The sequence below is a fragment of the Tepidimonas fonticaldi genome (assembly GCF_001675355.1).
Taxonomy (GTDB): domain Bacteria; phylum Pseudomonadota; class Gammaproteobacteria; order Burkholderiales; family Burkholderiaceae_C; genus Tepidimonas; species Tepidimonas fonticaldi.
This window is the reverse complement of the sequence record NZ_LZDH01000045.1, coordinates 242121-265916: the sequence shown is the minus strand read 5'-3', so window position 1 is coordinate 265916 and position 23796 is coordinate 242121. Positions and strand designations below refer to the sequence as shown.

General features: G+C 71.4%; 23 protein-coding genes. 15 read left to right on the top strand and 8 right to left on the bottom strand.

Going from position 1 to position 23796, the window contains the following annotated elements:
• The first annotated feature begins 8 nt into the window (after positions 1-8).
• Complete coding sequence (locus tag A9O67_RS05395; RefSeq protein ID WP_156682254.1) at positions 9-1160, top strand: hypothetical protein; 1152 nt, start codon at positions 9-11, stop codon at positions 1158-1160.
• Here A9O67_RS05395 and A9O67_RS13050 read toward each other — a convergent pair.
• From A9O67_RS13050 to A9O67_RS05385, 3 genes are all read right to left on the bottom strand, one after another.
• A complete protein-coding gene (locus A9O67_RS13050; RefSeq protein WP_082955381.1) occupies positions 1138-1479 on the bottom strand; it encodes a cysteine-rich CWC family protein in 342 nt (113 codons plus the stop codon). The genes A9O67_RS05395 and A9O67_RS13050 overlap by 23 nt on opposite strands.
• Positions 1394-2167 carry an alpha/beta fold hydrolase gene (locus tag A9O67_RS05390; protein ID WP_068608137.1) on the bottom strand — a complete coding sequence of 258 codons (774 nt, stop codon included), beginning with the start codon at positions 2165-2167 and terminating at the stop codon, positions 1394-1396. The genes A9O67_RS13050 and A9O67_RS05390 overlap by 86 nt, the downstream gene beginning before the upstream one ends.
• 133 nt (positions 2168-2300) lie before the next feature.
• A complete protein-coding gene (locus A9O67_RS05385; RefSeq protein ID WP_068608135.1) occupies positions 2301-4520 on the bottom strand; it encodes a malate synthase G in 2220 nt (739 codons plus the stop codon).
• 141 nt (positions 4521-4661) lie between these two features.
• Here A9O67_RS05385 and A9O67_RS05380 point away from each other — a divergent pair, with 141 nt between their 5' ends.
• Both A9O67_RS05380 and A9O67_RS05375 read left to right on the top strand, forming a co-directional pair.
• The gene (locus A9O67_RS05380; protein WP_068608133.1) at positions 4662-5591 is read left to right on the top strand and encodes a LysR family transcriptional regulator; all 930 of its coding nucleotides are present in this window, start codon (positions 4662-4664) and stop codon (positions 5589-5591) included.
• A gap of 170 nt (positions 5592-5761) precedes the next feature.
• A complete protein-coding gene (locus A9O67_RS05375) occupies positions 5762-6535 on the top strand; it encodes a class II aldolase/adducin family protein (RefSeq protein ID WP_068608131.1) in 774 nt (257 codons plus the stop codon).
• Here the strand turns inward: A9O67_RS05375 and A9O67_RS05370 are convergent.
• The 3 genes from A9O67_RS05370 to A9O67_RS05360 form a co-directional block, all read right to left on the bottom strand.
• On the bottom strand, positions 6513-7238 hold the full coding sequence (locus A9O67_RS05370; protein WP_068608129.1) for a nitrilase-related carbon-nitrogen hydrolase: 726 nt from the start codon (positions 7236-7238) through the stop codon (positions 6513-6515). The genes A9O67_RS05375 and A9O67_RS05370 overlap by 23 nt on opposite strands.
• A gap of 10 nt (positions 7239-7248) precedes the next feature.
• Positions 7249-8934 (bottom strand): flavin monoamine oxidase family protein, encoded by a 1686-nt coding sequence (locus A9O67_RS05365; RefSeq protein WP_068608127.1) that lies wholly within the window; start codon positions 8932-8934, stop codon positions 7249-7251.
• Positions 8935-8997: 63 nt separating this feature from the next.
• Complete coding sequence (locus tag A9O67_RS05360) at positions 8998-9672, bottom strand: LysE/ArgO family amino acid transporter (protein ID WP_082955379.1); 675 nt, start codon at positions 9670-9672, stop codon at positions 8998-9000.
• A gap of 150 nt (positions 9673-9822) precedes the next feature.
• On the opposite strand from A9O67_RS05360, the gene argP reads away from it, so the two are divergent.
• From argP to A9O67_RS05300, 12 genes are all read left to right on the top strand, one after another.
• A complete protein-coding gene (gene argP / locus A9O67_RS05355) occupies positions 9823-10734 on the top strand; it encodes an HTH-type transcriptional regulator ArgP (RefSeq protein WP_068608125.1) in 912 nt (303 codons plus the stop codon).
• A gap of 15 nt (positions 10735-10749) precedes the next feature.
• Entirely contained in the window at positions 10750-11118 is a 369-nt protein-coding gene (locus A9O67_RS05350; RefSeq protein WP_068608123.1) for a DUF2237 family protein, read from the top strand.
• Between the two features lie 45 nt (positions 11119-11163).
• Positions 11164-12147: an agmatinase gene (gene speB, locus A9O67_RS05345; RefSeq protein ID WP_068608121.1), complete on the top strand. Its 984-nt coding sequence runs from the start codon at positions 11164-11166 to the stop codon at positions 12145-12147.
• A 59-nt stretch (positions 12148-12206) separates the two neighbouring features.
• On the top strand, positions 12207-13889 hold the full coding sequence (gene argS / locus A9O67_RS05340) for an arginine--tRNA ligase (RefSeq protein ID WP_068608119.1): 1683 nt from the start codon (positions 12207-12209) through the stop codon (positions 13887-13889).
• A 32-nt stretch (positions 13890-13921) separates the two neighbouring features.
• Positions 13922-14623, top strand: coding sequence for an SPOR domain-containing protein (locus A9O67_RS05335; RefSeq protein ID WP_068608118.1), 702 nt, complete (start codon positions 13922-13924; stop codon positions 14621-14623).
• A 70-nt stretch (positions 14624-14693) separates the two neighbouring features.
• Positions 14694-15326 (top strand): thiol:disulfide interchange protein DsbA/DsbL, encoded by a 633-nt coding sequence (locus A9O67_RS05330; protein ID WP_068608116.1) that lies wholly within the window; start codon positions 14694-14696, stop codon positions 15324-15326.
• 67 nt (positions 15327-15393) lie between these two features.
• Entirely contained in the window at positions 15394-16041 is a 648-nt protein-coding gene (gene lptA, locus A9O67_RS05325; RefSeq protein ID WP_231960224.1) for a lipopolysaccharide transport periplasmic protein LptA, read from the top strand.
• Complete coding sequence (gene lptB, locus A9O67_RS05320) at positions 16038-16793, top strand: LPS export ABC transporter ATP-binding protein (protein WP_068608114.1); 756 nt, start codon at positions 16038-16040, stop codon at positions 16791-16793. Before lptA ends, lptB begins: the two co-directional genes overlap by 4 nt.
• Before the next feature lie 5 nt (positions 16794-16798).
• Positions 16799-18352, top strand: coding sequence for an RNA polymerase factor sigma-54 (gene rpoN, locus A9O67_RS05315; RefSeq protein WP_068608112.1), 1554 nt, complete (start codon positions 16799-16801; stop codon positions 18350-18352).
• Between the two features lie 4 nt (positions 18353-18356).
• The gene (locus tag A9O67_RS05310) at positions 18357-19562 is read left to right on the top strand and encodes a THUMP domain-containing class I SAM-dependent RNA methyltransferase (protein ID WP_068608109.1); all 1206 of its coding nucleotides are present in this window, start codon (positions 18357-18359) and stop codon (positions 19560-19562) included.
• A gap of 320 nt (positions 19563-19882) precedes the next feature.
• Positions 19883-20101, top strand: coding sequence for an addiction module antitoxin (locus A9O67_RS05305; protein WP_231960220.1), 219 nt, complete (start codon positions 19883-19885; stop codon positions 20099-20101).
• Positions 20088-20414 carry a type II toxin-antitoxin system PemK/MazF family toxin gene (locus A9O67_RS05300; RefSeq protein WP_068608104.1) on the top strand — a complete coding sequence of 109 codons (327 nt, stop codon included), beginning with the start codon at positions 20088-20090 and terminating at the stop codon, positions 20412-20414. The genes A9O67_RS05305 and A9O67_RS05300 overlap by 14 nt, the downstream gene beginning before the upstream one ends.
• A 41-nt stretch (positions 20415-20455) precedes the next feature.
• Here A9O67_RS05300 and pcaF read toward each other — a convergent pair whose 3' ends face one another.
• Together pcaF and paaZ are read right to left on the bottom strand one after the other, a co-directional pair.
• On the bottom strand, positions 20456-21658 hold the full coding sequence (pcaF, locus tag A9O67_RS05295; protein ID WP_068608102.1) for a 3-oxoadipyl-CoA thiolase: 1203 nt from the start codon (positions 21656-21658) through the stop codon (positions 20456-20458).
• 86 nt (positions 21659-21744) lie between these two features.
• Positions 21745-23793, bottom strand: coding sequence for a phenylacetic acid degradation bifunctional protein PaaZ (gene paaZ / locus A9O67_RS05290; protein ID WP_068608100.1), 2049 nt, complete (start codon positions 23791-23793; stop codon positions 21745-21747).
• Positions 23794-23796: the final 3 nt, after the last annotated feature.

Below are 23796 nucleotides of genomic sequence, written 5' to 3'. Positions count from 1 at the left end.
CTTTTGTCGTGACCCCGCCCGCCGCCCCATCCTCCAACGCACCCGCCCCGTCCGGCGACGCCGCGTGGCGCATGGCGGCGCACTGGCCGGATCTGGCGGTGGCGCTCACGGAGCAGGCCATCGATTCGGTGGACCATCTGTTGCGGGGCCTGGGCTTGCTGCTGCAACGCGGCCGCTTGACCGAGGCGGAGTACCGCATTCTGGCGCTGCCCGCGCAGCGGCTCAAGCAGTGTGGCGTGCATGCGCAACAGATCGTTCGGCTGCAAAGCGGGCAGGTGCGCCAATCGCACGAAAAAATCGATCTGGCCTACGTCGTCGAATCGGTGCTGCAAGAGCGGCGCGAGGCCCTGGCACTGCAAGGCATCACGGTGCGGCGGCAGTTTCGCCCCGTGGAGTTGCTGATCGACCCGACGGTGGCCTACAGCCTGGTGCAGGCCATGCTGGAGTGGGCGGTGCAGCAGGGCAGCCGGCTGGAGCTGCGTGTGGAGCCGCGCGTGCCCGACGACACCCCCCCCGCGACGGCCGAGCCCGGCCCGCCGCGCGGCTGGCTGGCGGTGGACGTGCTGCTCGATGGCCCCCGGGTGCCGGAATCGGTCTATGCCGACGGCGTGCTGTGGCTGCTGGCGCAGCAGCTGGCCAGCACGGATGGCGGCATCACGCTGCAACGGCAGGTGGAGCCCGGCCGGGTGCGGCTGACGGCGCAATTTCGGCGCACGGTCGGACAGGCCCGCGCCACCGATGCCACGGGCCACGACAGTGGCGCGCCCTCGACCGTGTTCAAGACCATCGGGGGCAGCTACGCCGTGGTGTGCTCCGCCGATGCGCCCACCCGGCTGCGCGCGCTGGACGTGGTCAAAAAGCTCGGCATCGCCGCCGACGGCGTGGCCAGCGCGGCGCAGGCGCTGGCCGCCCTGGCCGCGCGCGACATCCACCTGCTGGTGCTGGACGAGGCCCACCTGCCGGCAGACGCCGCCCAACTGGCCGACACCCTGGCCCAGCAGCGACCCGGCATCGCGGTCGTGCGTCTGATCGGCGACGCCCAGCCCGGCACCGACCAGGACGCTGCGGACGGGCACCACGAGGCCCCGCGCATCCCGCTGGAGGCCCTGGACGCGCGGCTCGGCCCGGCCGTGATGTTCAGCCTGTCGAAAGTGGTGTAGCCCCCGCGCAGCGCGCGCAGATGCAGGCCAACCCCCGGGCGCCCGCGGGCACCCGGTCCAGCACCTCGGCGCCAAAGTGCGCCTGCGTACACCAGCACGGCGGCTGGGCGCGGCCGGTTTGCCGCTCGCGCTCCATCGCGCAGCCGTTGCCGCCACCACAAATCGGACACCGGGTGGGATCGACCCGCCCGGCCGCCACCGTCACTCCCTCAGCCACGCGTGCGCCCCCCGCCTCATACCGCCACGGCCTCGCGCAAAAAGCGCTCCATCGCCGTGACCAGGGCAATCGGCGTCTCGTCCATGGGGTAGTGGCCGGCATTGGCCATCACCTCCAGCCGCGCCTGGGGGTAGTGTTGCAGCCAAGTGGCGCGGCAGGTGGCTTCGCCCAGCGCCGGGTCGTGCTCGCCCGGGATGACCAGCACCGGCACGGTCCGCCCCTGGATGCGCTCGACGAAAGCGGTCTTGGCCCAGGCGGTCAGGTAGGCGGCAAAGGCCTCCACGTCCGAATGCGCCAGCGACGACCGCACCATCGCATCCAGCCACGTCCCGGTGAGCCGACGCCCCGTGGTGAGGTCGATGATCGCGCGGCGCGTGGCCGGGTCCTGCGCCGCGGCCGAGAAAAACGCCCACCCTTCCGGATCGAACGGCACGCCCCCTGCCGGCACCGGGGTGATGCCGACCAGCGCCTGCACGCGCTGCGGCGCTTCGGCCAGCACGTACTGGATGGCGCTGCCCCCCATGGAATGCCCCACCAGCGCAAACCGCTCCCAGCCCAACTGGTCGGCCAGCGCCAGGGCATCGTGGGCGATCTGCTCGATGGTGTAGGGCCCGCCGCTGCCCTTGCGGTGCCCGTAGCCGCGGTAGTCCATGAAGGCGTAGCTGAAGGCGTCGGTGTCCAGGTGCTGAACCATCGGCCCCCAGCCGCGCGCATGGCCAAACCAGCCGTGCAGCATCAACACCTTGCGCCGACCCTGCCCGATGACGTGGGCGTCGTGGCGGATATTCATGTCGTCGTCTCCTCTGGTGCGGGCCTCTGCCCGTGCGTCACACCACGGCATTGTGCCGCCATCCGCCGTTCGCGCAACCCCAAAAAAAACGGCGCCCGCAGGCGCCGTCGTGATCGGGGGCAGGTCCTGGGGATCAGGCTGCCTTGACCTTCAGGCGCCAAGCGTGCAGCAGCGGCTCGGTGTAACCGCTGGGCTGCTCCTTACCCTTGAACACCAGATCCAGCGCGGCCTGGAACGCCATGCTGGCCTCGAAGTTGGGCGCCATCGGGCGGTAGTTGGGGTCGCCGGCATTTTGCTGGTCCACCTTGGCCGCCATGCGCTCGAAGGTCTCGCGCACCTGCGCCTCGGTCACCACGCCGTGGTGCAGCCAGTTGGCCACGTGTTGGCTGGAAATCCGCAGCGTGGCGCGGTCTTCCATCAGGCCGACGTCGTGGATGTCGGGCACCTTGGAGCAGCCGATGCCCTGGTCCACCCAGCGCACCACGTAGCCGAGGATGCCCTGGATGTTGTTGTCCAGCTCGGCCTGCTTGTCGGCCTCGCTCCAGTTGGGGTTGGCCGCCACCGGCACCGTCAACAGGCCCGCCAGCAGCGTGTCGCGCTCGGCGTCGGCGTCGATTTTTTCCAGCTCTTGCTGGATCGCGGCCACGTCCACCTGGTGGTAGTGCAGCGCGTGCAGCGTGGCGGCGGTGGGGCTGGGCACCCAGGCGGTGTTGGCGCCGGCCTTCGGGTGCGCGATCTTCTGCTCCAGCATGGCCTTCATCAGGTCCGGCATCGCCCACATGCCCTTGCCGATCTGGGCGCGGCCGCGCAGCCCGCACTTCAAGCCCACCAGCACGTTGTTGCGCTCGTAGGCCTGTATCCAGGCACTGCTCTTCATGTCGTTCTTGCGGATCATCGGGCCCGCCAGCATGGCGGTATGGATCTCGTCACCCGTGCGGTCCAGGAAGCCGGTGTTGATGAACGCCACGCGGCTGGCGGCGGCGGCGATGCAGGCCTTGAGGTTGACGCTGGTGCGGCGCTCCTCGTCCATGATGCCGAGCTTGACGGTGCTGTCCGCCAGACCCAGCATCTGCTCCACGCGGCCAAACAGCTCCGCCGCAAACGCCACCTCGCGCGGGCCGTGCATCTTGGGTTTGACGATGTAGACGCTGCCGGTGCGGCTGTTGCGGATCGGCTCGCCGCTGGGCAGGCGGCCGCGGCCCTGCAGGTCGTGCAGCGCGATCGTCGTCGTGACGACGGCATCCATGATGCCTTCGGGAATCTCGCGCACCGTGCCGTCGGCATCGGTGTAGAGGATGGCCGGGTTGGTCATCAGGTGGCCGACGTTGCGCACGAACAGCAGCGAGCGGCCGTGCAGCACCACTTCGCCGCGGCCGTCCGGCGCGGTGTAGCGGCGGTCGCCGTGCAGGCCGCGCGTGACCGTCCTGCCGCCCTTGTCGAAGCTCTCCGTCAGCCAGCCCTGCAGAATGCCAAGCCAATTGCGGTAGCCCAGCACCTTGTCCTCGGCGTCCACCGCGGCGACCGAATCCTCCAGGTCCAGGATGGTGGAGAGGGCCGCCTCCACCACCACGTCGCAGACGCCCGCGGCGTCGGTGGCGCCGATCGGGTGCGCGCGGTCGATGCGGATGTCCAGGTGCAGCCCGTGGTGGCGCAGCAGCACCGACGACGGCGCCGCCGCCTCGCCCTGGTAGCCGACGAACTGGGCCGGATCCTTCAGGCCCGTCGTCGCGCCGCCGCGCAGCGTCACGCGCAGCGCGCCGTTCGCCACCGCGTAGACCGTGGCGTCGGCGTGCGAGCCCTGCGCCAGCGGCGCGGCCTCGTCCAGCACGCGGCGGGCCCAGGCGATCACCTTGGCGCCGCGCTTCTCGTTGTAGCCGGGGCCTTTGGCGCAGCCGTCGTCCTCGGGGATGGCGTCGGTGCCGTAGAGCGCGTCGTACAGACTGCCCCAGCGCGCGTTCGCCGCGTTGAGCGCGTAACGGGCGTTGAGGATCGGCACCACCAGCTGCGGGCCGGCCTGCGTGGCCAGCTCGGCATCCACGTTGGCCGTGGTCACGCGCACGTCGCCGGGCGGCGGCACCAGGTAGCCGATCGTCTCCAAAAACTGGCGGTAGGCGGCCGGATTGGTGACCGGGCCGGGGTTGGCGCCGTGCCACTTGTCCAACTCGGCCTGCAGGCGGTCGCGCTCCGCCAGCAGCGCACGGTTCTTCGGCGCTAGGTCGGCGACGATGGCGTCGAAGCCGCTCCAGAAGCGGTCGCTGGCGATGCCGGTGCCGGGCAGCACCTGGTCTTCGATGAAGCGGTACAGTACCTCGGCCACCTGCAGCCGACCGACGTTGATGCGCGGTGTCGTCATGATCCTCTGACCTCCGATGGCGGCCCGCCGCCGGGGGCGCGGGCCGGGATTGTCGAAACGTGCCACTGTAGGCGAAATCCGGGTCCGGATCGACGGCAAGCCGACCGCTTCAGCCGTGACTTTTTGTTCAATAATGCGGGCATGGACCGGCTCAAGGCGCTGGAAACATTCGTTGCCGTGGCCCAGCGCGGCAGCTTGGCCGCGGCCGCGCGCGCCGAAGGGGTGGTGCCGGCCATCGTCGGCCGGCGGCTGGACGCGCTGGAGGAATACCTGGGCGTCAAACTGATGGTGCGCACCACGCGCCGCATCACCCTCACGCCGGAGGGCAACGCGTTTCTGGAAGACTGCCAGCGGCTGTTGGCGGAGCTGGCGCAGGCCGAGGCCAACGTCAGCGCCGGCGGCACCGCGGCGCGGGGCCACCTGCGCATCACCGCCCCGGCCGGCTTTGGGCGCCAGCACGTCGCCCCGCTGGTGCCCGCCTTTCGCGCCCGCCACCCGGAGGTCACCGTCTCCCTCAACCTGAGCGACCGCGTGGTGGACCTGATCGCCGAAGGCTACGACTGCGCCGTGCGCGTGGGGGATCTGCCCGACTCGTCCCTGGTGAGCGTGCGGCTGGCCGACAACCGGCGGCTGGTCGTGGCCACCCCCGCCTACCTGCAGCGCCGCGGCGTGCCGCGCCATCCGCACGACCTGCTGCAACACGACTGCCTGGTGCTGTCGTCGGACGCCTCGCAAACGCGCGGCTGGGCGTTCGCCGTGCCCGGGCCGGGCGGGCGCCGGGACCTGATGCATGTCCGCCCACGCGGCCCGCTGGACTGCAGCGACGGCCAGGTGCTGTACGAATGGTGCCTGGCCGGGCTGGGCTTGGCCTGGCGCAGCACCTGGGAGGTGCAGGCCGACATCGACGCCGGCCGCCTGGTCGCCGTGCTGGACGATTACGCCGCCCCCCCCAATGGCATCTACGCCGTCTTCCCCACCGCCCGCCACCTGCCGCGGCGCGTGCGGGCCTGGATCGATTTTCTAAAGGACCACTATGGGCGGGCGGAGTTTTGGGGGCGAGTCCCGCAATAACAGGCTGCTGAGACTCGAGCCCTGGCCAACTGAAAGCACGGGCACCCTGCCCTCCGCGGCTTTGTGTCGCTGACGCGATAGATCCACCCGGCGCGTCTGCCTATCGTCCACCGCACCGATACGGACTCACCCTCTGGAGTGGGTCTTTCGACACCGCAGAGGAGACACACATGAACACCCCCCTCGCCATCCCCAGCCGCCAGGGCCAGGTCAGCGACGCCGAATGGCAGGTGCGCGTGGATTTGGCGGCCGCCTACCGGTTGGTGGCCGCCTTTCACTGGGACGATTTGGTCTTTACCCACATCACGGCGCGCGTACCGGGGACGGACGACCAGTTTTTGATCAACCCCTATGGCCTGCTGTTCGAGGAGATCACCGCGTCCAGCCTCATCAAGATCGACCTGCAGGGCAACAAGCTGGACGACAGCCCTTACCCGGTCAACCCGGCCGGCTTCACCATCCACAGCGCCATCCACGCGGCGCGCCACGATGCGCAGTGCGTGCTGCACACGCACACGCTCAACGGCGTGGCGGTTTCGGCGCAAAAACAGGGGGTGCTGCCGCTGTCGCAACAGTCGATCTTCGTGCTGGCCAGTCTGGCCTACCACGACTACGAAGGCGTGGCGCTGCGCGAGGACGAAAAGGCCCGGCTGGTGGCGGACCTGGGCGATGCCCATTTTCTGATGCTGCGCAACCACGGCCTGCTGACGCTGGGGCCGACCGTGGCCGATGCCTTTCTGTCGATGTACCTGTTCGAGGCGGTGTGTGCGATTCAGGTGCGGGCGCAGGCGGGCGGTGGCGAGCTGATCCCCATCGACCCCGCCATCATCGGCACCGCACAGGCCCAGGCCCGGCAGGTGACGCGCGGCCAGGGCGCGGGGGCGCTGACGTGGCCGGGCTTGTTGCGCCGGCTGGATCGGATCAATCCGGGCTATCGGCAATGAGCATATCCTCGCTGCGCCCCGCCGCGACCACCACCCGCCCGTCCGCCGCCACCAGGCGGCTGAGCCCCCCGTAGCGCGTGTCGCCTTCCGCGCCGCAGGCGTTGGCGTAGGCGATGGCCACGCGTGATTCCGCCGCCAGGCGCGGCAGCGTCAGGCACGGCGCGTCGTCGTACGGCAGCATGTTGGCGGTGGGGGCGAGGATCAGCCGCGCCCCCTGCCGCGCCAGCGCCCGCACCGCTGCGGGCTGCTCGACGTCGAAGCAGATCAGCAGGCCGATGCGCCAGCCGCCCCACTCGAACGGCGCGGCCGGTGCCTCGCCCGCCGTGAAGCGCGCCCGGTCCTCCGCACCGAACAGGTGCACCTTGCGATGCACGGCGAGCCGCCGGCCGTCCGGGCCGATGGCCTGCACGGCGTTGTAGGGCTTGGCGCCATCGGGATGGCGCTCGGGCCAGCCGTAGGCGATGCCCAGGCCGTGGCGCTGCGTGATCGCGGCCACCGCCTGCGCCAGCGGCCCGTCGGCGGGCTCGGCCAGCGCGGCCAGCTGCTGCGGCGCGATCAGGTAGCCCGTGAGCGCCATCTCGGGCGTCACGAGCCACTGCGCGCCCTGCGCCGCCGCGCGCGCGGCGGCGTCCTCCAGCCGGCGCAGCGCCGCGGCCACGTCGCCGGCAGCCGGGTGCGGGGTTTGCCAGAGGGCGATGCGCATCGGACGCGCCTCAATCCGGCAGCGCCACCGGGCCGATGTGCGGATACCAGTCGCCGGGGCCGGGGTTGTCGGGGTGGCTCGTGCCGCCCAGGTGGCGCACGATGCCCCAGACGGCATTCAGCGCCGTCTGCACCGCGCCCTCCACCCACGCGGGGGTGAAGGAGATGTCGTCGCCAGCGAGGAAGATGCCGCGCTCGCGCTCCGGCAGCGCGTCCTGCATGAAGTGGCCGACCATGCGGTGGTTGTAGCGGTAGTGGCCCGGCAGCGCGCCCTTGAAGGCGCCGAGGAAATAGGGGTCGGCCTCCCACGAGATGGTGATCGGGTCGCCGATGATGTGGCTGGCGATGTCCACGTCGGGGTAGATCTTGCGCAGCGCCTCCAGCGCCAGTTGCACGCGCTTGAGGCTGTCGTACGGCAGCATTTTCAGCGCGTCGCTCATCCACGCGTAGGACAGGCAGATCACGCCGGGCTGGTCCGGCCCGTTGTCGAACAAATAGGTGCCGCGCGTCAGGCGGTCGGTCAGCGTCATGCCCATCACCGGCCAGCCGTTGGCACGCAGGTCGTTCCAGAACGGGCGATCGACCATCACAAAGGTCTTGGACGACTGCATGTAGCGCGTGCGGTCCAGCGCCATCCACAGTTTCTGCGAAAACAGCGACTCCTCGCACGCGATCTGCGTCGTCAACAGCCAGCTTTGGCAGGTGACCAGCACCGCATCGAAGCGGCGCGTGCTGCCCCAGGCGTCGGTGACCTCCAGCTGGCCGTTGCCGGCGCGCTGGATGGCCTTGACCGCCGGCCTCGGCGCGCCGTGGTGCAGCTTGGCCAGCGTCGTGCCCTGCGGCCAGTGCGCCAGGCGCGGCGGCGCATGGTGCCACAGGCCGAGCGGCACCTGCTGCACGCCGCCGACGATGAGGTGCTGGTTCTCGTCGCAGCCGGTCAGCACCACGCGCAGGATTTCCAGCATCGAGTTCGGAAAATCCGAATCCCACCCGCCGGTGCCAAAGCCCACCTGGCCGAACACCTCGCGGTGGTGGAAGCTCAGGCGCTGAAAGGCGCTGGACTGCGCGACAAAGTCGTAGAACGTGCGGTCGTCCCAGCGCGGCACCAGCGCATTCCACAGCGCCTTGACGCGCTCGACGTCGCGCTGGCGCATGGCCGTCTGCAGCTCGGTGAAGCCCGCACCTTCCTCCAGCGCGTCGTCCCACGCCTGCGCCACCTCGCGAAACAGCGGCGGCAAGTCCTCCAGCGTGCGCGCCCAGTGGGTCTGGCCCTCCAGGTCGATGACGGTGCAGTTGGCCGCCGGCGTCAGCGGGTTGGGGAACGGGCGGCTCTGCAGGCCCAGCGTGCGCACGTAGTGATAAAAGCCCGTGGACGACAGCGGAAAGCGCATGCCGCCGAGCTCCGCGATCGCGCCGCTGCCACCCTCGAACGGCTGCGAGCGCAGCCGCCCGCCCATGCGCGACGCCTCATAGACCACGGGCTTCAGGCCCAGCTTCATCAGCTCATAGGCCGCCGTCAGCCCGGCCATGCCGGCGCCGACGATGGCCACCTCGGTGCCGTGGCGGCTGACTGGCAGGACGCCCAGCCCCGCCGGATGCGCCAACCACTCGTCGTAGGCGAACGGAAAATCAGGGCCAAACATCGTGATCGGCGCATCGGCGGGACGACGCGCGGGGGGTGTCAAGGTGGCGGTCATGCGTGTCTCCTGGAACGCTGTGTTAGGGATGTAAGGGAACGGGGGCCGGGCGAGCCCCAAGACTCAGCGCAGCAGGCTGGCGACCAGCGCCGCGGCCGTGCCCCACATCAGCAGCGCCACCAGCCCGTCCAGCGCGCGCCAGACGTGCAGCGAGTTGAGCCGCCGGCCGAGCCAGAACGCCGCGCCGCCCAACAGCAGGAACCACAGCACCGAGCCGGCCGCCGCGCCCAGCCCGAACACCGGCTGCTGCGGCCCCCAGGCCAGCGACGCGGCGCCGATCAGCACCGCCGTGTCCAGCCACGCGTGCGGGTTGAGCCACGAAAACGCCAGCGCCTGCAGCACGGCCTGGCGGCGCGTGACCGGCGCCGCAGCCCCCGGCTGCGCGGGCGCCGCGGCCCCGTCCCCCATCGGCGCGGCGGCCGGCGGCCGCCAGAAGCGCCGCGCCGCCTTCCAGCCGTACACCAGCAGGAACAGCACGCCCGCGCCGATCAGCGCGCCATGCAGCTTGTCCGACAGCCCGCCGAGCTGGGCCAACCCCGCCACGCCCAGCGTGATCAGCACGATGTCGGCGACCGCGCAGGTCAGCACCGTCAGCCACAGGTGCTGGCGCTGCAGGCCGGTGCGGATGACGTGGGCGTTCTGCGGGCCGATGGCCATGATGAGCGACAGGCTCATCACCAGGCCGGCGGTGAAGCCCGGGGCGGCCAGCCCCGGCAGGGTGGCGGTGAAGGTGGTCATCGTGCGTGCTCCCGATCGTCGTCGATGTTCGTGGTGCCCCGCCGTCGCCTGGCGGCCGGGCTGGCATGCACGCAGTGTCGCCGCAGCCGCCCTTGGTTTAAATGGTTTTGACGATAACTCGAGCGCATCAAGTTTGGCTAAACTGGCACCATGCTGGACGCCCGTCAGCTTGAAGCCCTGGCCGCCGTGGTCGAGCACGGCAGCTTCACCGCCGCCGCGCAGGCGCTGGCGCTGACGGTGGCCGCGGTGTCGCTGCGCGTCAAGGCGCTGGAGGCGCAGCTCGGCCAGCGGCTGGTGGTGCGCGGCAAGACGGTGCGCGCCACGCCGGCCGGGCAGGCGCTGCTGGCGCACGTCAAGCAGGTGCAGCTGATGGAGGCCGACCTGCTGGAGCGGCTGGCCGGCGGCGCCGGGCAGCGTTGGCAGAGCGTGCCGGTGGCGATCAACGCCGATTCGGCGGCGGCGTGGTTCCTGCCCGGCGTGGCGCCGCTGCTGGCGCGCCAGCGGCTGCTGCTGGACCTGACCATCGACGACCAGGACCACACGCACGAGCTGTTGAAGAACGGCAGCGTGATCGGCTGCGTGACCACGCGCGCCGACGCCATGCGCGGCTGCGTGGCCGAGCCGCTGGGCGTGATGCGCTACCGCTGCGTGGCCACGCCGGCGCTGGCGGCGCGCGCGCGCACGCCGCAGGGGCGCGTGACGCCGCACCGGCTGCTGGCGCTGCCGGCGGTGATCTTCAACCGCAAGGACGCGCTGCAGGACGTCTGGCTGGTGCAGCACTTCGGGCTGCGCGGCGCGCGCTACCCGCGCCACTTCATGCCTGCGGTGGACGCCTTCGAGCGCGCCATCGAGCTGGGGCTGGGCTGGGGCATGGTGCCGGACATGCACCTGCAGGCGCGCGCCGGGCGGACGGAGCTGGCCGAGGTGCTGCCCGGCGCGGTGGTGGACGTGGCGCTGTACTGGCAACACTGGGAGCGCGAGCCGCCCACCGCGCAGCGGCTGACGCGCGCGATCCGCGACGCGGCGCGCGCGGCGCTGCAGCCGATGCCGGCGGCGGCGTAGCAGCGGCGCCGCCGCGTGCAAGCCCCCGACCGCGGCCCGCTGCGGGCCTGGTCGTACGACCCGCTGACCGGCTACTTCCGCGACGGCTGCTGCCACACCGGCCCGCACGACGTCGGCCGCCACGTCGTCTGCGCCAAGGTGACGGCGGAGTTCCTGGCGTTTTCGCTGCAGCGCGGCAACGATCTGGTCACGCCACGGCCGCAGTGGCGCTTCGCGGGCCTGAAGCCCGGCGACCGCTGGTGCCTGTGCGCGCTGCGCTGGAAGGAGGCGCTGGAGGCGGGCGTAGCCCCGCCGGTGATCCTGGAGGCCACGCACGAGGCGGCGCTGCACGTGGTGCGCCTGGCGGACCTGCAGGCGCACGCCTGGCACCCCGCCAGCACCTGACGGTGGCCCCACCGGCGCGCCGGGCGGCGCGGTAGCATCGCGCCGATGGACACCCGCCCCACCCCGCCCGAGGCGCCGCCCGCCGGCGACGGCGCCATCCGCCGTCCGGGCCTGCTCGGCTCCTGGCCGGAGATGACCTACGCCGGCGTGCTGAGCTTCATGCGCCGCACCTACACGAGGGCGCTGGACGGCGCCGACGTCGTCGTCAGCGGCATCCCACTGGATCTGGCCACCACCTACCGGCCCGGGGCGCGGCTCGGGCCGGCGGCGATCCGCGCCGCCAGCGTCCAGCTCGCGGAGCTCAAGCCCTTCCCGTGGGGGTTCGACCCGTTCGAGACGCTGGCGGTGATCGACGCCGGCGACTGCTGGCTGGACGCGCACCGGCCGCACACCATCCCCGGCGCGATCCGCGACCACGCGCGGCGCATCCTGGCCAGCGGCGCGCGCATGCTGACCTTCGGCGGCGACCATTACGTGACCTACCCGCTGCTGCAGGCCCACGCCGAGCGCTTCGGCGCACCGCTGGCGCTGGTCCACTTCGACGCCCACTGCGACACTTGGCCGGACGACGCGCCGGACTCGCTCAACCACGGCACGATGTTCTACAAGGCCGTGCGCGAAGGGCTGATCGACCCGGCGCACTCGGTGCAGATCGGCATCCGCACCTGGAACGACGACTTCATGGGCCTGCACGTGCTGGACGCGCCGACGGTGCATGCGCGCGGCGCCGACTGGGCGCTGCAGCGGATCCTGGCCATCGTCGGGCCGCGGCCGGCCTACGTGACGTTCGACATCGACTGCCTGGACCCGGCCTTCGCGCCCGGCACCGGCACGCCGGTGGCCGGGGGACTCACCAGCGCGCAGGCGCTGCAGATCGTGCGGGGCCTCGTGCCGCTGAACCTGATTGGCATGGACGTGGTGGAGGTCAGCCCCCCGTACGACCACGCCGACCTGACGGCGCTGGCCGCCGCCCACGTGGCCTGCGACCTGCTGTGCGTGCTGGCGGCGCAGCGGGGAGCGCGGCGTTGACGGTATTGACGGTATTGACAGTACTGAGGGCGCACCCCGGGATCCTACAATCCCCCCCCATGCAAACCGTCAAGACCGAGTTGCTCGGCGCGCTTGCGACCGAGCTGGAGGCGTTGCTCCCCGGCGCATCGGCGCGCGCCGTCTTCGAGCAACCCAAGGCCGCCGCCCATGGCGACCTGGCCATCACGGCCGCCCTGCAACTGGCCAAGCCGCTGGGCACCAACCCGCGCGCCGTCGCGCAGACCCTGGTGGAGCGCCTGCAGGCCCAGCCCGCGTTCGAGCGCTGGGTGGCCGCGCTGGAGATCGCCGGCCCCGGCTTCATCAACCTGCGCCTGAAGCCCGCCGCCAAGCAATCGGTGGTGCGCGAGGTGCTCGCGGCGGGCGAGCGCTACGGGCACCGCCCACCCAACGGGCAGCGGCTGATGGTGGAGTTCGTCTCGGCCAACCCGACGGGGCCGCTGCACGTGGGCCACGGCCGGCAGGCCGCCCTGGGCGATGCCATCTGCAACCTGTTCCAGACCCAGGGCTGGCAGGTGCACCGCGAGTTCTACTACAACGATGCCGGGGTGCAGATCGAGACGCTGGCGCGCTCGGTGCAGTTGCGCGCCAAGGGCATCCGCCCCGGCGATCCGCAGTGGCCCGAAGCCGCCTACAACGGCGACTACATTCAAGACATCGCCGACGATTTTCTGGCGCGCAAGACCGTCCAGGCCGACGACCGGGCTTTCACCGCCAGCGGCGACGTGGAAGACCTGGACGGCATCCGCCAGTTTGCGGTCGCCTACCTGCGGCATGAGCAGGACCTGGACCTGCAGGCCTTCCAGGTGCGCTTCGACCAGTACTACCTGGAGTCCAGCCTGTACAGCAGCGGCCGCGTGGCGCAGACCGTGCAGCGCCTGATCGACGCCGGCAAGACCTACGAACGCGACGGCGCGCTGTGGCTGCGCACCACCGACTACGGTGACGACAAGGACCGCGTGATGCGCAAGTCCGACGGCACGTACACCTACTTCGTGCCGGACGTGGCCTACCACATCACCAAGTGGGAGCGCGGCTTCACCAAGGTCATCAACATCCAGGGCACCGACCACCACGGCACCATCGCCCGCGTGCGCGCCGGCCTGCAGGCTGCGGGCGTCGGCATTCCGCCCGGCTACCCCGACTATGTGCTGCACACCATGGTGCGCGTCATGCGCGGCGGGCAGGAGGTCAAGATCAGCAAGCGCGCCGGCAGCTACGTCACGCTGCGCGACCTGATCGAGTGGACCAGCAAGGACGCGGTGCGCTTCTTCCTGCTCAGCCGCAAGCCCGACACCGAGTACACCTTCGACGTCGATCTGGCCATCCAGCAAAACAACGACAACCCGGTGTATTACGTGCAGTACGCCCATGCGCGCATCTGCTCGGTGCTGGCGCAGTGGCGCGGCCAGGGGGGCGACCCGGCCGCACTGGTCGAGGCCGACCTGGCGCCGCTGGACACCCCGGCCGCCCAGGCGCTGATGCTGCAACTGGGCCGCTACCCCGAGGTGCTGACGGCCGCCGCCGCCGACTTCGCACCGCACGACATCACCTTCTACCTGCGCGAGCTGGCCGCCGCCTACCACAGCTACTACGACGCCGAGCGCATCCTGGTCGATGACGAGGCCGTCAAGCGCGCCCGGCTGGCGCTGGTGGCCGCCACGGCGCAGGTGCTGCGCAGCGGGCTGCGCGTGCTGGGCGTGGATGCGCCCGAGTCGATGTAAGCTCGCCGCCCATCCCCTTGGAGTCCGCGCCCATGGCGTCCCTCACCGCTTTCTCGCGCCATCCTTCCGCCGGCCAGCGGGGCGGCACGTTGTTGGGCTTCGTGCTGGGGCTGGTGATCGGTATCGGCATCGCCCTGGCGGTGGCCGTGTACGTCACCAAAGTGCCCATCCCCCTGGTGGACCGCGAAATCCAGCGCAAGCCCACCCACCCCGAGACCGAGGCCGAGCGGCTCAAGAGCTGGAACCCGAACGCCGGCCTGTCGTCGGCCAAGCCCTCGGGCCGCGGCGAAGCGGCCGGCACCGCCACCGACGCGCCCCCCGCGGCCGAGGCCCCGCAGGACGAGGCCCCCCGCGGCGATGCCAAGGCCGAAACGGGCAAGGGCGAGGCTGCCAAGGGCGAGTCTGGGCGCGACCCGATCGCGGACCTGATCCGGCAGCGGGCCGGCACGCCCCAGCCGGCGGCGGGCGAGTCTGACGCCACGGCGGCCGCGGCCGATCCCTTCAACTACTTCGTGCAGGCCGGCGCCTTCCGCAACGCGGAGGAGGCCGAGGCCCAGCGCGCGCGCCTGGCGCTGCTCGGTTTCGACGCCAAGGTCAGCGAGCGCGAGCAGGCCGGCCAGCGCATTTACCGTGTGCGGCTGGGGCCGTTTGGCAACAAGGTGGAAGCCGAGGTGATGCAGGAGCGCTTGCGCGCCAAGCAGATCGACACCGCCCTGGTGCGCGTGCAGCGCTGACGCGCCCAGGAACCACCGCCGCGCGCGCCCATCCAACGGTCATCGCAACACCCGTCACCGTCAGACGCCCATGCAACGCCGTCACTTCCACGCCACCCTGCTCGGCCTTGGTGCCGCCGCCACCCTGCCCGCCGCCTTCGCCCAAGCCCAGGACGGCCTGCGCGAAGGCACCGACTACCGGCGCCTGAACAAGCCGGCCCCGGTGGACACCGGCCCCGGTCAGGTCGAGGTGCTGGAGTTCTTTGCCTACAGCTGCATCCATTGCTTCCGCTTCGAGCCGCTGATGACCGCCTGGATGCGCAAGCTGCCCAAGGAAATCGTGGTGCGCCGGGTGCCGGTCGGCTTCAACGCCGCGTTCGAGCCGATGCAGCGGCTGTATTTCACGCTCGAGGCCATGGGCCGCCTGGGCGATCTGCACGAGAAGGCCTTCAAAGCCATCCACGAGGAGCGCGAGCGCTTCAACTCGCTCGACGCCGTGGCGGCCTGGGCCGCCAAACAGGGGCTGGACCGGCAGGCGTTCACACAGACCTACCAGTCCTTTGGCGTGAGCGGCAAGGTCAAGCGCGCCCTGCAGTTGCAAGACGCCTACGAGGTCGAGGCCACCCCGTCGCTGGGCATTGCGGGCCGCTTCATCGTGCCGGGTCAGGCGGCCCGCACGCTGGTCGTGGCCGATGCCTTGATCGCGCGCGTGCGCCAAGCGTAAACCGCCCGCCACCGCGGGGGGCGGGGCCAGTCGTGGCACAATCGGTGCACCGCAAGGAGCAAATTCCGTGCCTGCCGCATCCCCACCGCCGCGCCCCTGGGCTGCCCCTGTCGCCACCCTGATCGCCGCCGCCCTGCTCGGCCTGGGGGCGCCGGTGCATGCCGAGCGCGCCGACCGCAGCGCCCCCATGAACGTGGAGGCGGATGCGCTGCGCTACGACGACGCCCGCCAGGTCAGCGTCTTTACCGGCCGGGTGGTCATCACCAAGGGCACGATCCGCATCCGCGGCCACCAGGTCGAGGTGCGCCAGAACGATCAGGGGCAACAGTTCGGCATCGCGCTGGGCGACGCCTCGCAGCGCGCCTTTTACCGCCAAAAGCGCGACGGGCTGGACGAGTACATCGAAGGCGAGGCCGAGCGCATCGAATACGACGGGCAGGCCGACCGCGTGACCTTCCGCGGCCGTGCCGAGCTGCGCCGCTACCGCGGCGCGGTGCTGAACGACCGCACCAGCGGCGCCGTCATCGTGTACGACAACCGCAACGACACCTTCACCGTGGACGGCGATCGCGGGCAGTCCACCCCCGACAACCCGGGCGGCCGGGTGCGCGCGCTGCTGACGCCGCGCGGCGCCGACCCCGCGACCACCCAGCCCGCACCGGACACCCCCGCCCCCACCCTGACCCCGAGCGACCGCCTGGAGCGCCGCCCGTGACCGCGACGCCCGCCACCTGCCTGCGTGCCGAGGGCCTGCACAAGCGCTACGGCCGCCGCACCGTCGTGCATGACGTGTCGCTGCAGGTGCACAGCGGCGAGGTGGTGGGGCTGCTGGGGCCCAACGGAGCGGGCAAGACGACGTCGTTTTACATGATCGTCGGCCTGGTGCGGGCCGACGCAGGGCGGCTGTGGATCGACGAACAGCGGGTGGAGCACCTGCCCATCCACCGCCGTGCGCGGCTGGGCTTGGGCTATCTGCCGCAGGAAGCGTCGATCTTTCGCAAGCTGACGGTCGAACAGAACATCCGCGCCGTGCTGGAGCTGCAACACGACGAGGCAGGCCGCCCCCTGCCGGAGCCCGTGCTGCGCGCGCGCCTGGACGCCCTGCTGGAAGAACTGCACGTCGATCATCTGCGCGGCGCGCCCGCCCCCGCGCTGTCGGGCGGTGAGCGGCGACGCGTCGAGATCGCGCGCGCCCTGGCCGCGCAACCGCGCTTCATCTTGCTGGATGAGCCGTTTGCAGGCATCGACCCGATCGCGGTCATCGAGATCCAGCGCATCATCGGTTTTCTGAAGGCGCGCGGCATCGGGGTGCTGATCACCGACCACAACGTGCGCGAGACGCTCGGCATCTGCGACCAGGCGTACATCATCAGCGAAGGGCGGGTCCTCGCCCGCGGCACGCCCGCCGAGATCGTGGACAACGCCGAGGTGCGCCGGGTCTACCTGGGCGAGCACTTCCGCCTCTAGCGCGCATGAAACCCGGCCTCGCGCTGCGCGTCTCGCAGCACCTGACCCTGACGCCCCAGCTGCAACAGTCGATCCGGCTGCTCCAGCTCTCCACGCTGGAGATGGCACAGGAGGTCGAGCAGATGCTGGCCGACAACCCCTTCCTCGAACGCGCCGAGGACGACGCGGCCGATGACCCCCCCGAGCCCGGCGGGGCGGCCGCCGGCGATGCCCGCGCGGCGCCCGAGGACGGCGGCCTGCCCGACACCGTCACCCTGATCGACGGCACGGCCCCCGACGCCGCGACGGACTGGCCGGCCCGCCTGGACGAAGACGCCGGCGGGTGGAGCACGGAGGAGTCCGGTGATGGTGGCGAGGCCGCCGCCGACTGGTCTTGGGAGGGGCCTGGCATCGACCGCGACGGCCGCCAAGAAGACGACGAGCGCGGCCCGGCGGCCGAGCTGGCGCGCTGCGCCGAGCGTCTGCAGGATCACCTGCACCGCCAGGCGCTCGCGCTGCACCTGGACGACGACGAGCGCGCGGCGCTGTACTTCCTGATCGAGTCGCTGGACGACGACGGCTACCTGACCGAGCCCCTGGAGGACCTCACGGACGCCCTGTGGCAGCAGGTCCGGGCCGCCGGGGATTCGGGGGGCGAGGAGCGCCGGGACGAGCTCGCCTCGCTGCTGCGGCGCGCGCTCGGCTGGTTGCAGGCGATGGAACCCGCAGGCGTGGGCGCGCGCCATCTGGCCGAATGCCTGCGCCTGCAGATCCTGGAGCAGCCCAACACGCCCGAGGCGCGCGCCGCGCTGGCCCTGTGCGAGCAGCCCATCGAATGGATCGCCCGGCGCGACATGCGTCGGCTGGCCCAGGCGACGGGCTTGGACGACGCGGCCCTGCGCGCGGGATTGGCGCTGCTGACCCGCCTGGAGCCCAAGCCCGGCCGGCGCTTCGCCGACGCGGAGCGACAAATCATCGTGCCCGACGTCATCGTCACCGTGCAGGGGGCGCAGTTCGACGTGCAGCTCAACCCCGCCGTGCTGCCACGGCTGCGCGTGTCGGACCTGTATGCGCAGGCCTTGCGGGGCCTGCGCGGCGGCGACCTGCAACAGCGGCTGCAGGAGGCCCGCTGGTTCATCAAAAACCTGCAGCAGCGCTTCGACACCATCTTGCGCGTGGCACGCGCCATCGTCGAGCGGCAGCGCAGCTTCTTCCTGCACGGCGAAGTGGGCATGCGGCCGCTGGTGCTGCGCGACATTGCCGACGAACTCGGCCTGCACGAGTCCACCATCAGCCGCGTCACCACGGCCAAATACATGGCCACCCCGTTTGGCACCTTCGAGCTGAAGTATTTTTTCGGCTCCAGCCTGGGCACGGACGCCGGCGGCAACGCTTCCAGCACGGCCGTGCGCGCCCTCATCAAGCAAATGATCGCCGCCGAGGATCCGCGCAAGCCGCTGAGCGACAGCCAGCTCGCGGATTTGCTCAAGGAACAGGGCATCGAATGCGCGCGGCGCACCGTGGCCAAATACCGCGAGGCCCTGCGCATCCCCACCGCCAGCCTGCGCAAAACCCTGTAACCCCATGCCCGTATTCGATCTGTTTCTGCCCTGCGCCGGCGGCAGCGCCCCGTTTTTGGCCGACGAAGTCGCCCGCTTGACCGGCCAGGCCACCGACGCCCTGCACGTGGGCCGCACGGGTGTCGGCCTGCGCGGCGACTGGGAGACGGTGCTGCGCCTCAACCTGCACAGCCGCATCGCCCAGCGCGTGCTGGTGCGCCTGTGGGAGGGCCCCTACCGCCACGAGGACGACCTGTACGCCGCCGCTTCCGACGTGCCGTGGGAGGCGTGGTTCACCCCCGCGCGCACCATCAAAGTCGAGGTGACCGCCCAGCGCAGCCCGCTGCGCAGCCTCAACTTCGCCGCCTTGCGCGTCAAGGACGCCGTCTGCGACCGGCTGCGCGCGCGCTGCGGTGCGCGGCCCAGCGTGGACACCGCGCACCCGGATGTGCGTCTGTACGCCCACCTGACCACCGATCGGCTGACCCTGTCGCTGGACACCAGCGGCGAGCCGCTGTTCAAACGCGGCTGGCGCACCGACAAAGGCGACGCCCCCCTCAAGGAAACGCTGGCCGCCGCCATGATCGCCGCCACCGGCTGGACTGGCGCCGACGCCAACGGCGAGCCGGTGCCGCTGTTCGACCCCTGCTGCGGCAGCGGCACGCTGGTCATCGAGGCTGCGCAGATCGCGCTGCGGCAGGCCCCGGGGCGGCAACGGCGCTTTGCGTTCGAGCGGCTGCTGCCCCACGATGCCGCCCGCTGGGCGGCGCTGCGCGAGCAGGCGCGCGCGCACGAACGCCCCTGGCCCGCCGGTCATCCGCCGCTGGCCTACGGCAGCGATGTGGCGTTTCGCATGGTCGATTTTGCGCGGCGCAACGCCGAGCGCGCCGGCGTCGGGGCGGCGGTGGAGTTCCGCGGGGGCGACGCCCTGCAGCGCCTGCCGCCCACGGCCCGCCCCGGGGTGCTGCTGCTCAACCCGCCGTATGGCGAACGCATCGAAGCCGCGGGAGTCGCGGGCGGGCTGGGTGCCGACGTGTTCTACGAGCGGCTGGCCGCCCATTGGAAAACGCATTTTGGCGGCTGGACCGCCTGGGTGCTGACCCCCGACCGGGACCTGCCCCGCCGCCTGCGGCTGCAGGCCAGCCGGCGCGTGCCGCTCTTCAACGGCCCCATCGAATGCCGGCTGCTGCGCTTCGAGCTCCAGTCCAGAAATGGCAACAGTGATAGCTAGTCCGCTCGTCGGCTTTCGAGTGGCTTTTTTACGACTTTGTGTTGGATTCGCTGTCAGCTTGTGGTAAATTTCGTCCTGAGCCGTTCGCGCGGCTCCCCGCTTTTCCTCCCTGAGCGGGTGCCTTTGTGTGTGACAGCAAAAGGCTTGCAACCCCGGCCCTTTAGGTCGGGGTTCTTTTTTTACATTGTCTTTGTCCCCGCCATGTACCCGAAGCATTGACGGCCATGGAGGGCTCGAGCGCAACCGTTGCGCAGCGGGATCGCCCGCAGGCACAATGCAACACGTATTTGGTGTTTTGGGGGGCGCATATGCACCGGAAGATGACGATCACGCTCGATGAAGCGGTCTATGAGGGCCTGTGCCGGAGGGTGGGGCGGCGCAAGATGAGCCAGTTCATCGAGGACTTGCTGCGTCCCCATGTGCTGGATACGGCACTCGACGAAGGCTACCGCGCGATGGCGGCCGACAAGGCGCGCGAGGCCGAGGCGATGGAATGGTGCAATGGCATCGCCGCCGACATGACCGATGAAGCGCGGTGAAGTGTGGTGGGTCGAGTTCGACCCGGCCGTTGGCAGCGAAATCCGCAAGACGCGCCCGGCCGTGATCGTGAGCAACGACGCGGCCAACCGACACCTCTCTCGCGTGGTCGTGGTGCCTGTGACCAGCAACACCGGACGGCAGTATCCCGGCGAGGCCATCGTGACAGTCGGCGGGCAAAGCAGCAAGGCGATGGCCGACCAGATCATGGCCGCGGACAAGTCGCGGCTCAAGAGTCAGCTTGGCACGCTATCCCTGTCGGACATGCTGGCCGTTGAGGATGCAATCAAGGTGCATTTGGCGCTGCCCCGGTAGCCAGGCCCAGTAACCCCTGGCAACCACGGCGCAGCCGCCGCTCAGACGCGCTCCAGCACCAGCGCGATGCCCTGCCCGACGCCGATGCACATGGTGCACAGCGCGTAGCGCCCGCCGCTGCGGTGCAGCTGGTTGACGGCGGTCGTCACCAGCCGCGCGCCGCTGGCGCCGAGCGGGTGGCCCAGCGCAATCGCGCCGCCGTTGGGATTGACGCGCGCGTCGTCGTCCGGCAGGCCCAGCAGCCGCAGCACCGCCAGCGCCTGGGCGGCGAACGCCTCGTTCAACTCGATCACGTCCATCTGCTCGAGCGTCAGGCCCGTGCGCGCCAGCACCTTGCGCGTGGCCGGCGCCGGGCCGATGCCCATGATGCGCGGCGGCACGCCCGCCACCGCCATGCCGACCACGCGCGCGCGCGGGGTCAGGCCATGGCGCGCGGCGGCGGCTTCGCTGGCCACGATCAGCGCGCAGGCGCCGTCGTTGACGCCGCTGGCGTTGCCGGCGGTGACGGTGCCGTCGGGCCGCACCACGCCCTTCAGTTTGGCCAGCGCCTCCAGCGTCGTCTCGCGCGGGTGCTCGTCGTGCGCCACCACGGTCGGCTCGCCCTTGCGGGAGGGGATCGTCACCGGCACGATCTCCTGCGCCAGCACGCCGGCCTGCTGCGCCGCCAGCGCCTTGCGCTGAGAGGCCAGCGCAAAGCGGTCCTGATCCTCGCGCGCGATGCCGAACTCCGCGGCGACGTTCTCCGCCGTCTCCGGCATCGAGTCGGTGCCGTGCAGCGCCTGCATGCGCGGGTTGACGAAGCGCCAGCCGATCGTCGTGTCGTAGACCGCATTCGTCCGGGCGAACGCCGTCTCGGCCTTCGGCATCACGAACGGCGCGCGGCTCATGCTCTCGACGCCGCCGGCGATCATCAGCTCGGCCTCGCCGGCGCGGATGGCGCGCGCGGCGCTGCCGACCGCATCCAGCCCGGAGCCGCACAGGCGGTTGACGGTGGCGCCCGGCACCTCCACCGGCAGCCCGGCCAGCAGCGCGGCCATGCGCGCGACGTTGCGGTTGTCCTCGCCGGCCTGGTTGGCGCAGCCCAGGATCACGTCGTCCAGCGCGCCCCAGTCCACGCGCGGGTGGCGCGCCATCAGCGCCGCGATCGGCTTGGCGGCCAGGTCGTCGGCGCGCACGCTGGAGAGGGCGCCGCCGTAGCGGCCAAAGGGGGTGCGGATGGCGTCGCAGATGAAGGCATGGGTCATGGCCAGGGGTCCGGAAAGGGGTTCGTCGGAAAAGGAACACGGAGCGGGGCGCGCCTGCCGGCGCACGCCCGCCGCTCAAGGAAGCTTTAGGCGCGCTTGGCCACCAGCGTCAGGATCTCGTAGCTGGCCACCAGCTCGCCGTGCTGGTTGGTGACCTCCACGTCCCACGCCACCACGCCCTGGCCGCGGCCCTGGGCGTCGGTCTTGGCGCGGTCGATCTTGCGCTTGCAGGTCAGGCGCGCCTGGATGGTGTCGCCGATGGCCACCGGCTTGACGAAGCGCAGCGTCTCCAGCCCGTAGTTGGCCAGCACCGGCCCCGGCGCCGGCGACACGAACAGCCCGGCCGCCGCCGACAGCACGAAGTAGCCGTGCGCGATGCGGCGGCCAAACGGCGAGTCCTTGGCGGCGATCTCGTCGAAGTGCATGTAGAAATAGTCGCCGGAGATGCCGCCGAAGGCGACGATGTCGGCCTCGGTGACGGTGCGGCGGTGCGTCAGCAGGCTCTCGCCGATGCGCAGATCCTCGAAGTGGCGGCGGAACGGGTGCACCTCGGTCTCGAGGCGCGCGCCGCCGCGCACGTATTCGCCGGTGACGGCCGTCAGCATCGTCGGCGAACCCTGCACCGCCGTGCGCTGCAGGTAATGCTTGACGGCGCGCAGGCCGCCCAGCTCCTCGCCGCCACCGGCGCGCCCGGGGCCGCCGTGCTTGAGGTGCGGCAGCGGCGAGCCGTGGCCGGTGGATTCGGCCGCCGCCTCGCGGTCCAGCACCAGCAGCCGGCCGTGCCACGCGGCCGCCACCGGAATCGCGCGCGCGGCCACCTGCGGGTCGCGCGTCACGAGCGTGGCCACCAGGCTGCCGCGCCCGCGCGCGGCCAGGGCCAGCGCCTCGTCCAGGTCGTCGTACGGCAGCAGGGTGCTGACCGGGCCGAACGCCTCCACCTCGTGCACGGCGGCGTGGCCGTGCGGGTCGCGCGCCAGCAGCAGCGTCGGCGCGCAGAACGCCCCTTGCGCGGTGCCGTCGCCCAGCGGCGCGAAGTCCGGCCCGCCGTCCCACACCACCTCGGCGCCGGCGCGCAGCAGCGCCACGCGCTCGGCCACGTCGCGCTGCTGCGCGTGCGAGGCGAGCGCCCCCATCCGCACGCCCTCCAGCGCCGGGTCACCCACCACCACCTTGGCCAGCCGCGCGCGCAGCCGCTCGGCCACCGCGTCCAGGTGGCGGCGCGGCACCATCGCGCGGCGGATCGCGGTGCACTTCTGGCCGGCCTTGACGGTCATCTCGCGCACCACCTCCTTGACGTAGAGGTCGAACTCCTCGTCGTCCGGCGTGACGTCGGGGGCGAGGATGGCGCTGTTGAGTGAGTCGGCCTCGGCGTTGAACGGGATCGACTGGCGCACGAGGTTGGGGTGCGCGCGCAGCTTGGCCGCGGTGTCGGCGCTGCCGGTGAAGGTGACCACGTCCTGCCCCTCCAGCCGGTCCAGCAGGTCGCCGGTGCCGCCGATGACGAGCTGCAGGCTGCCATCGGGCAGCAGGTTGCTCTCGACGATCAGGCGCACCAGCGCCTCGGTCAGGTAGCTGGTGGCGGTGGCGGGCTTGCCGATGCACGGCAGGCCGGCCAGGAAGGTCGGCGCGAACTTCTCCAGCAGCCCCCAGACGGGGAAGTTGAAGGCGTTGATGTGCACCGCGACGCCCGCGCGCGGCACCAGGATGTGCGTACCGGCAAAGTGCCCCTGCTTGCCGAGCGGCACCACCGGCCCCTCGTGCAGCAGGTTGCCGCTCGGCAGTTCGTTGCTGCCGAGGCTGGCGTAGGCGAACAGCGTGCCGATGCCGCCCTCGATGTCGATCCAGCCGTCCTGGCGCGTGGCGCCGGTGTGGGCGGAGACGGCGTACAGCGCCTCCTTGCGCTCCATCAGGTGCTTGGCCAGCGCCTTCAGCCGTGCCGCGCGCTGCTGGAAGTCCAGCCGCAGCAGCGCCGCCTGCGCCCGGCGTGCGTGCGCCAGCGCCTCGGCAAAGTCGATCGGCTCGGCGTGCGTGGCCGCCACCGGGCGGCCGTTGACGGCGCTGCGCAGCGTCTGCGCGGGGGTCTGGCCGAGCCAACGGCCGGCGATGTAGCTCTGCAGGGCGGGAATGTCGTTCATCGG

What these genes read in the sequence shown, in the direction of transcription:
- A9O67_RS05310 (WP_068608109.1), top strand. Translation starts at nt 18,357, where the DNA reads ATGCCCGTATTCGATCTGTTTCTGCCCTGCGCCGGCGGCAGCGCCCCG.
- A9O67_RS05305 (WP_231960220.1), top strand. Translation starts at nt 19,883, where the DNA reads ATGACGATCACGCTCGATGAAGCGGTCTATGAGGGCCTGTGCCGGAGG.
- A9O67_RS05365 (WP_068608127.1), bottom strand. Translation starts at nt 8,934, where the DNA reads ATGACCGCCACCTTGACACCCCCCGCGCGTCGTCCCGCCGATGCGCCG.
- A9O67_RS05380 (WP_068608133.1), top strand. Translation starts at nt 4,662, where the DNA reads ATGGACCGGCTCAAGGCGCTGGAAACATTCGTTGCCGTGGCCCAGCGC.
- A9O67_RS05375 (WP_068608131.1), top strand. Translation starts at nt 5,762, where the DNA reads ATGAACACCCCCCTCGCCATCCCCAGCCGCCAGGGCCAGGTCAGCGAC.
- speB (WP_068608121.1), top strand. Translation starts at nt 11,164, where the DNA reads ATGGACACCCGCCCCACCCCGCCCGAGGCGCCGCCCGCCGGCGACGGC.
- A9O67_RS13050 (WP_082955381.1), bottom strand. Translation starts at nt 1,479, where the DNA reads ATGCCGGCCACTACCCCATGGACGAGACGCCGATTGCCCTGGTCACGG.
- argP (WP_068608125.1), top strand. Translation starts at nt 9,823, where the DNA reads ATGCTGGACGCCCGTCAGCTTGAAGCCCTGGCCGCCGTGGTCGAGCAC.
- rpoN (WP_068608112.1), top strand. Translation starts at nt 16,799, where the DNA reads ATGAAACCCGGCCTCGCGCTGCGCGTCTCGCAGCACCTGACCCTGACG.
- A9O67_RS05335 (WP_068608118.1), top strand. Translation starts at nt 13,922, where the DNA reads ATGGCGTCCCTCACCGCTTTCTCGCGCCATCCTTCCGCCGGCCAGCGG.
- pcaF (WP_068608102.1), bottom strand. Translation starts at nt 21,658, where the DNA reads ATGACCCATGCCTTCATCTGCGACGCCATCCGCACCCCCTTTGGCCGC.
- argS (WP_068608119.1), top strand. Translation starts at nt 12,207, where the DNA reads ATGCAAACCGTCAAGACCGAGTTGCTCGGCGCGCTTGCGACCGAGCTG.
- A9O67_RS05300 (WP_068608104.1), top strand. Translation starts at nt 20,088, where the DNA reads ATGAAGCGCGGTGAAGTGTGGTGGGTCGAGTTCGACCCGGCCGTTGGC.
- A9O67_RS05385 (WP_068608135.1), bottom strand. Translation starts at nt 4,520, where the DNA reads ATGACGACACCGCGCATCAACGTCGGTCGGCTGCAGGTGGCCGAGGTA.
- A9O67_RS05360 (WP_082955379.1), bottom strand. Translation starts at nt 9,672, where the DNA reads ATGACCACCTTCACCGCCACCCTGCCGGGGCTGGCCGCCCCGGGCTTC.
- A9O67_RS05330 (WP_068608116.1), top strand. Translation starts at nt 14,694, where the DNA reads ATGCAACGCCGTCACTTCCACGCCACCCTGCTCGGCCTTGGTGCCGCC.
- paaZ (WP_068608100.1), bottom strand. Translation starts at nt 23,793, where the DNA reads ATGAACGACATTCCCGCCCTGCAGAGCTACATCGCCGGCCGTTGGCTC.
- A9O67_RS05390 (WP_068608137.1), bottom strand. Translation starts at nt 2,167, where the DNA reads ATGAATATCCGCCACGACGCCCACGTCATCGGGCAGGGTCGGCGCAAG.
- A9O67_RS05370 (WP_068608129.1), bottom strand. Translation starts at nt 7,238, where the DNA reads ATGCGCATCGCCCTCTGGCAAACCCCGCACCCGGCTGCCGGCGACGTG.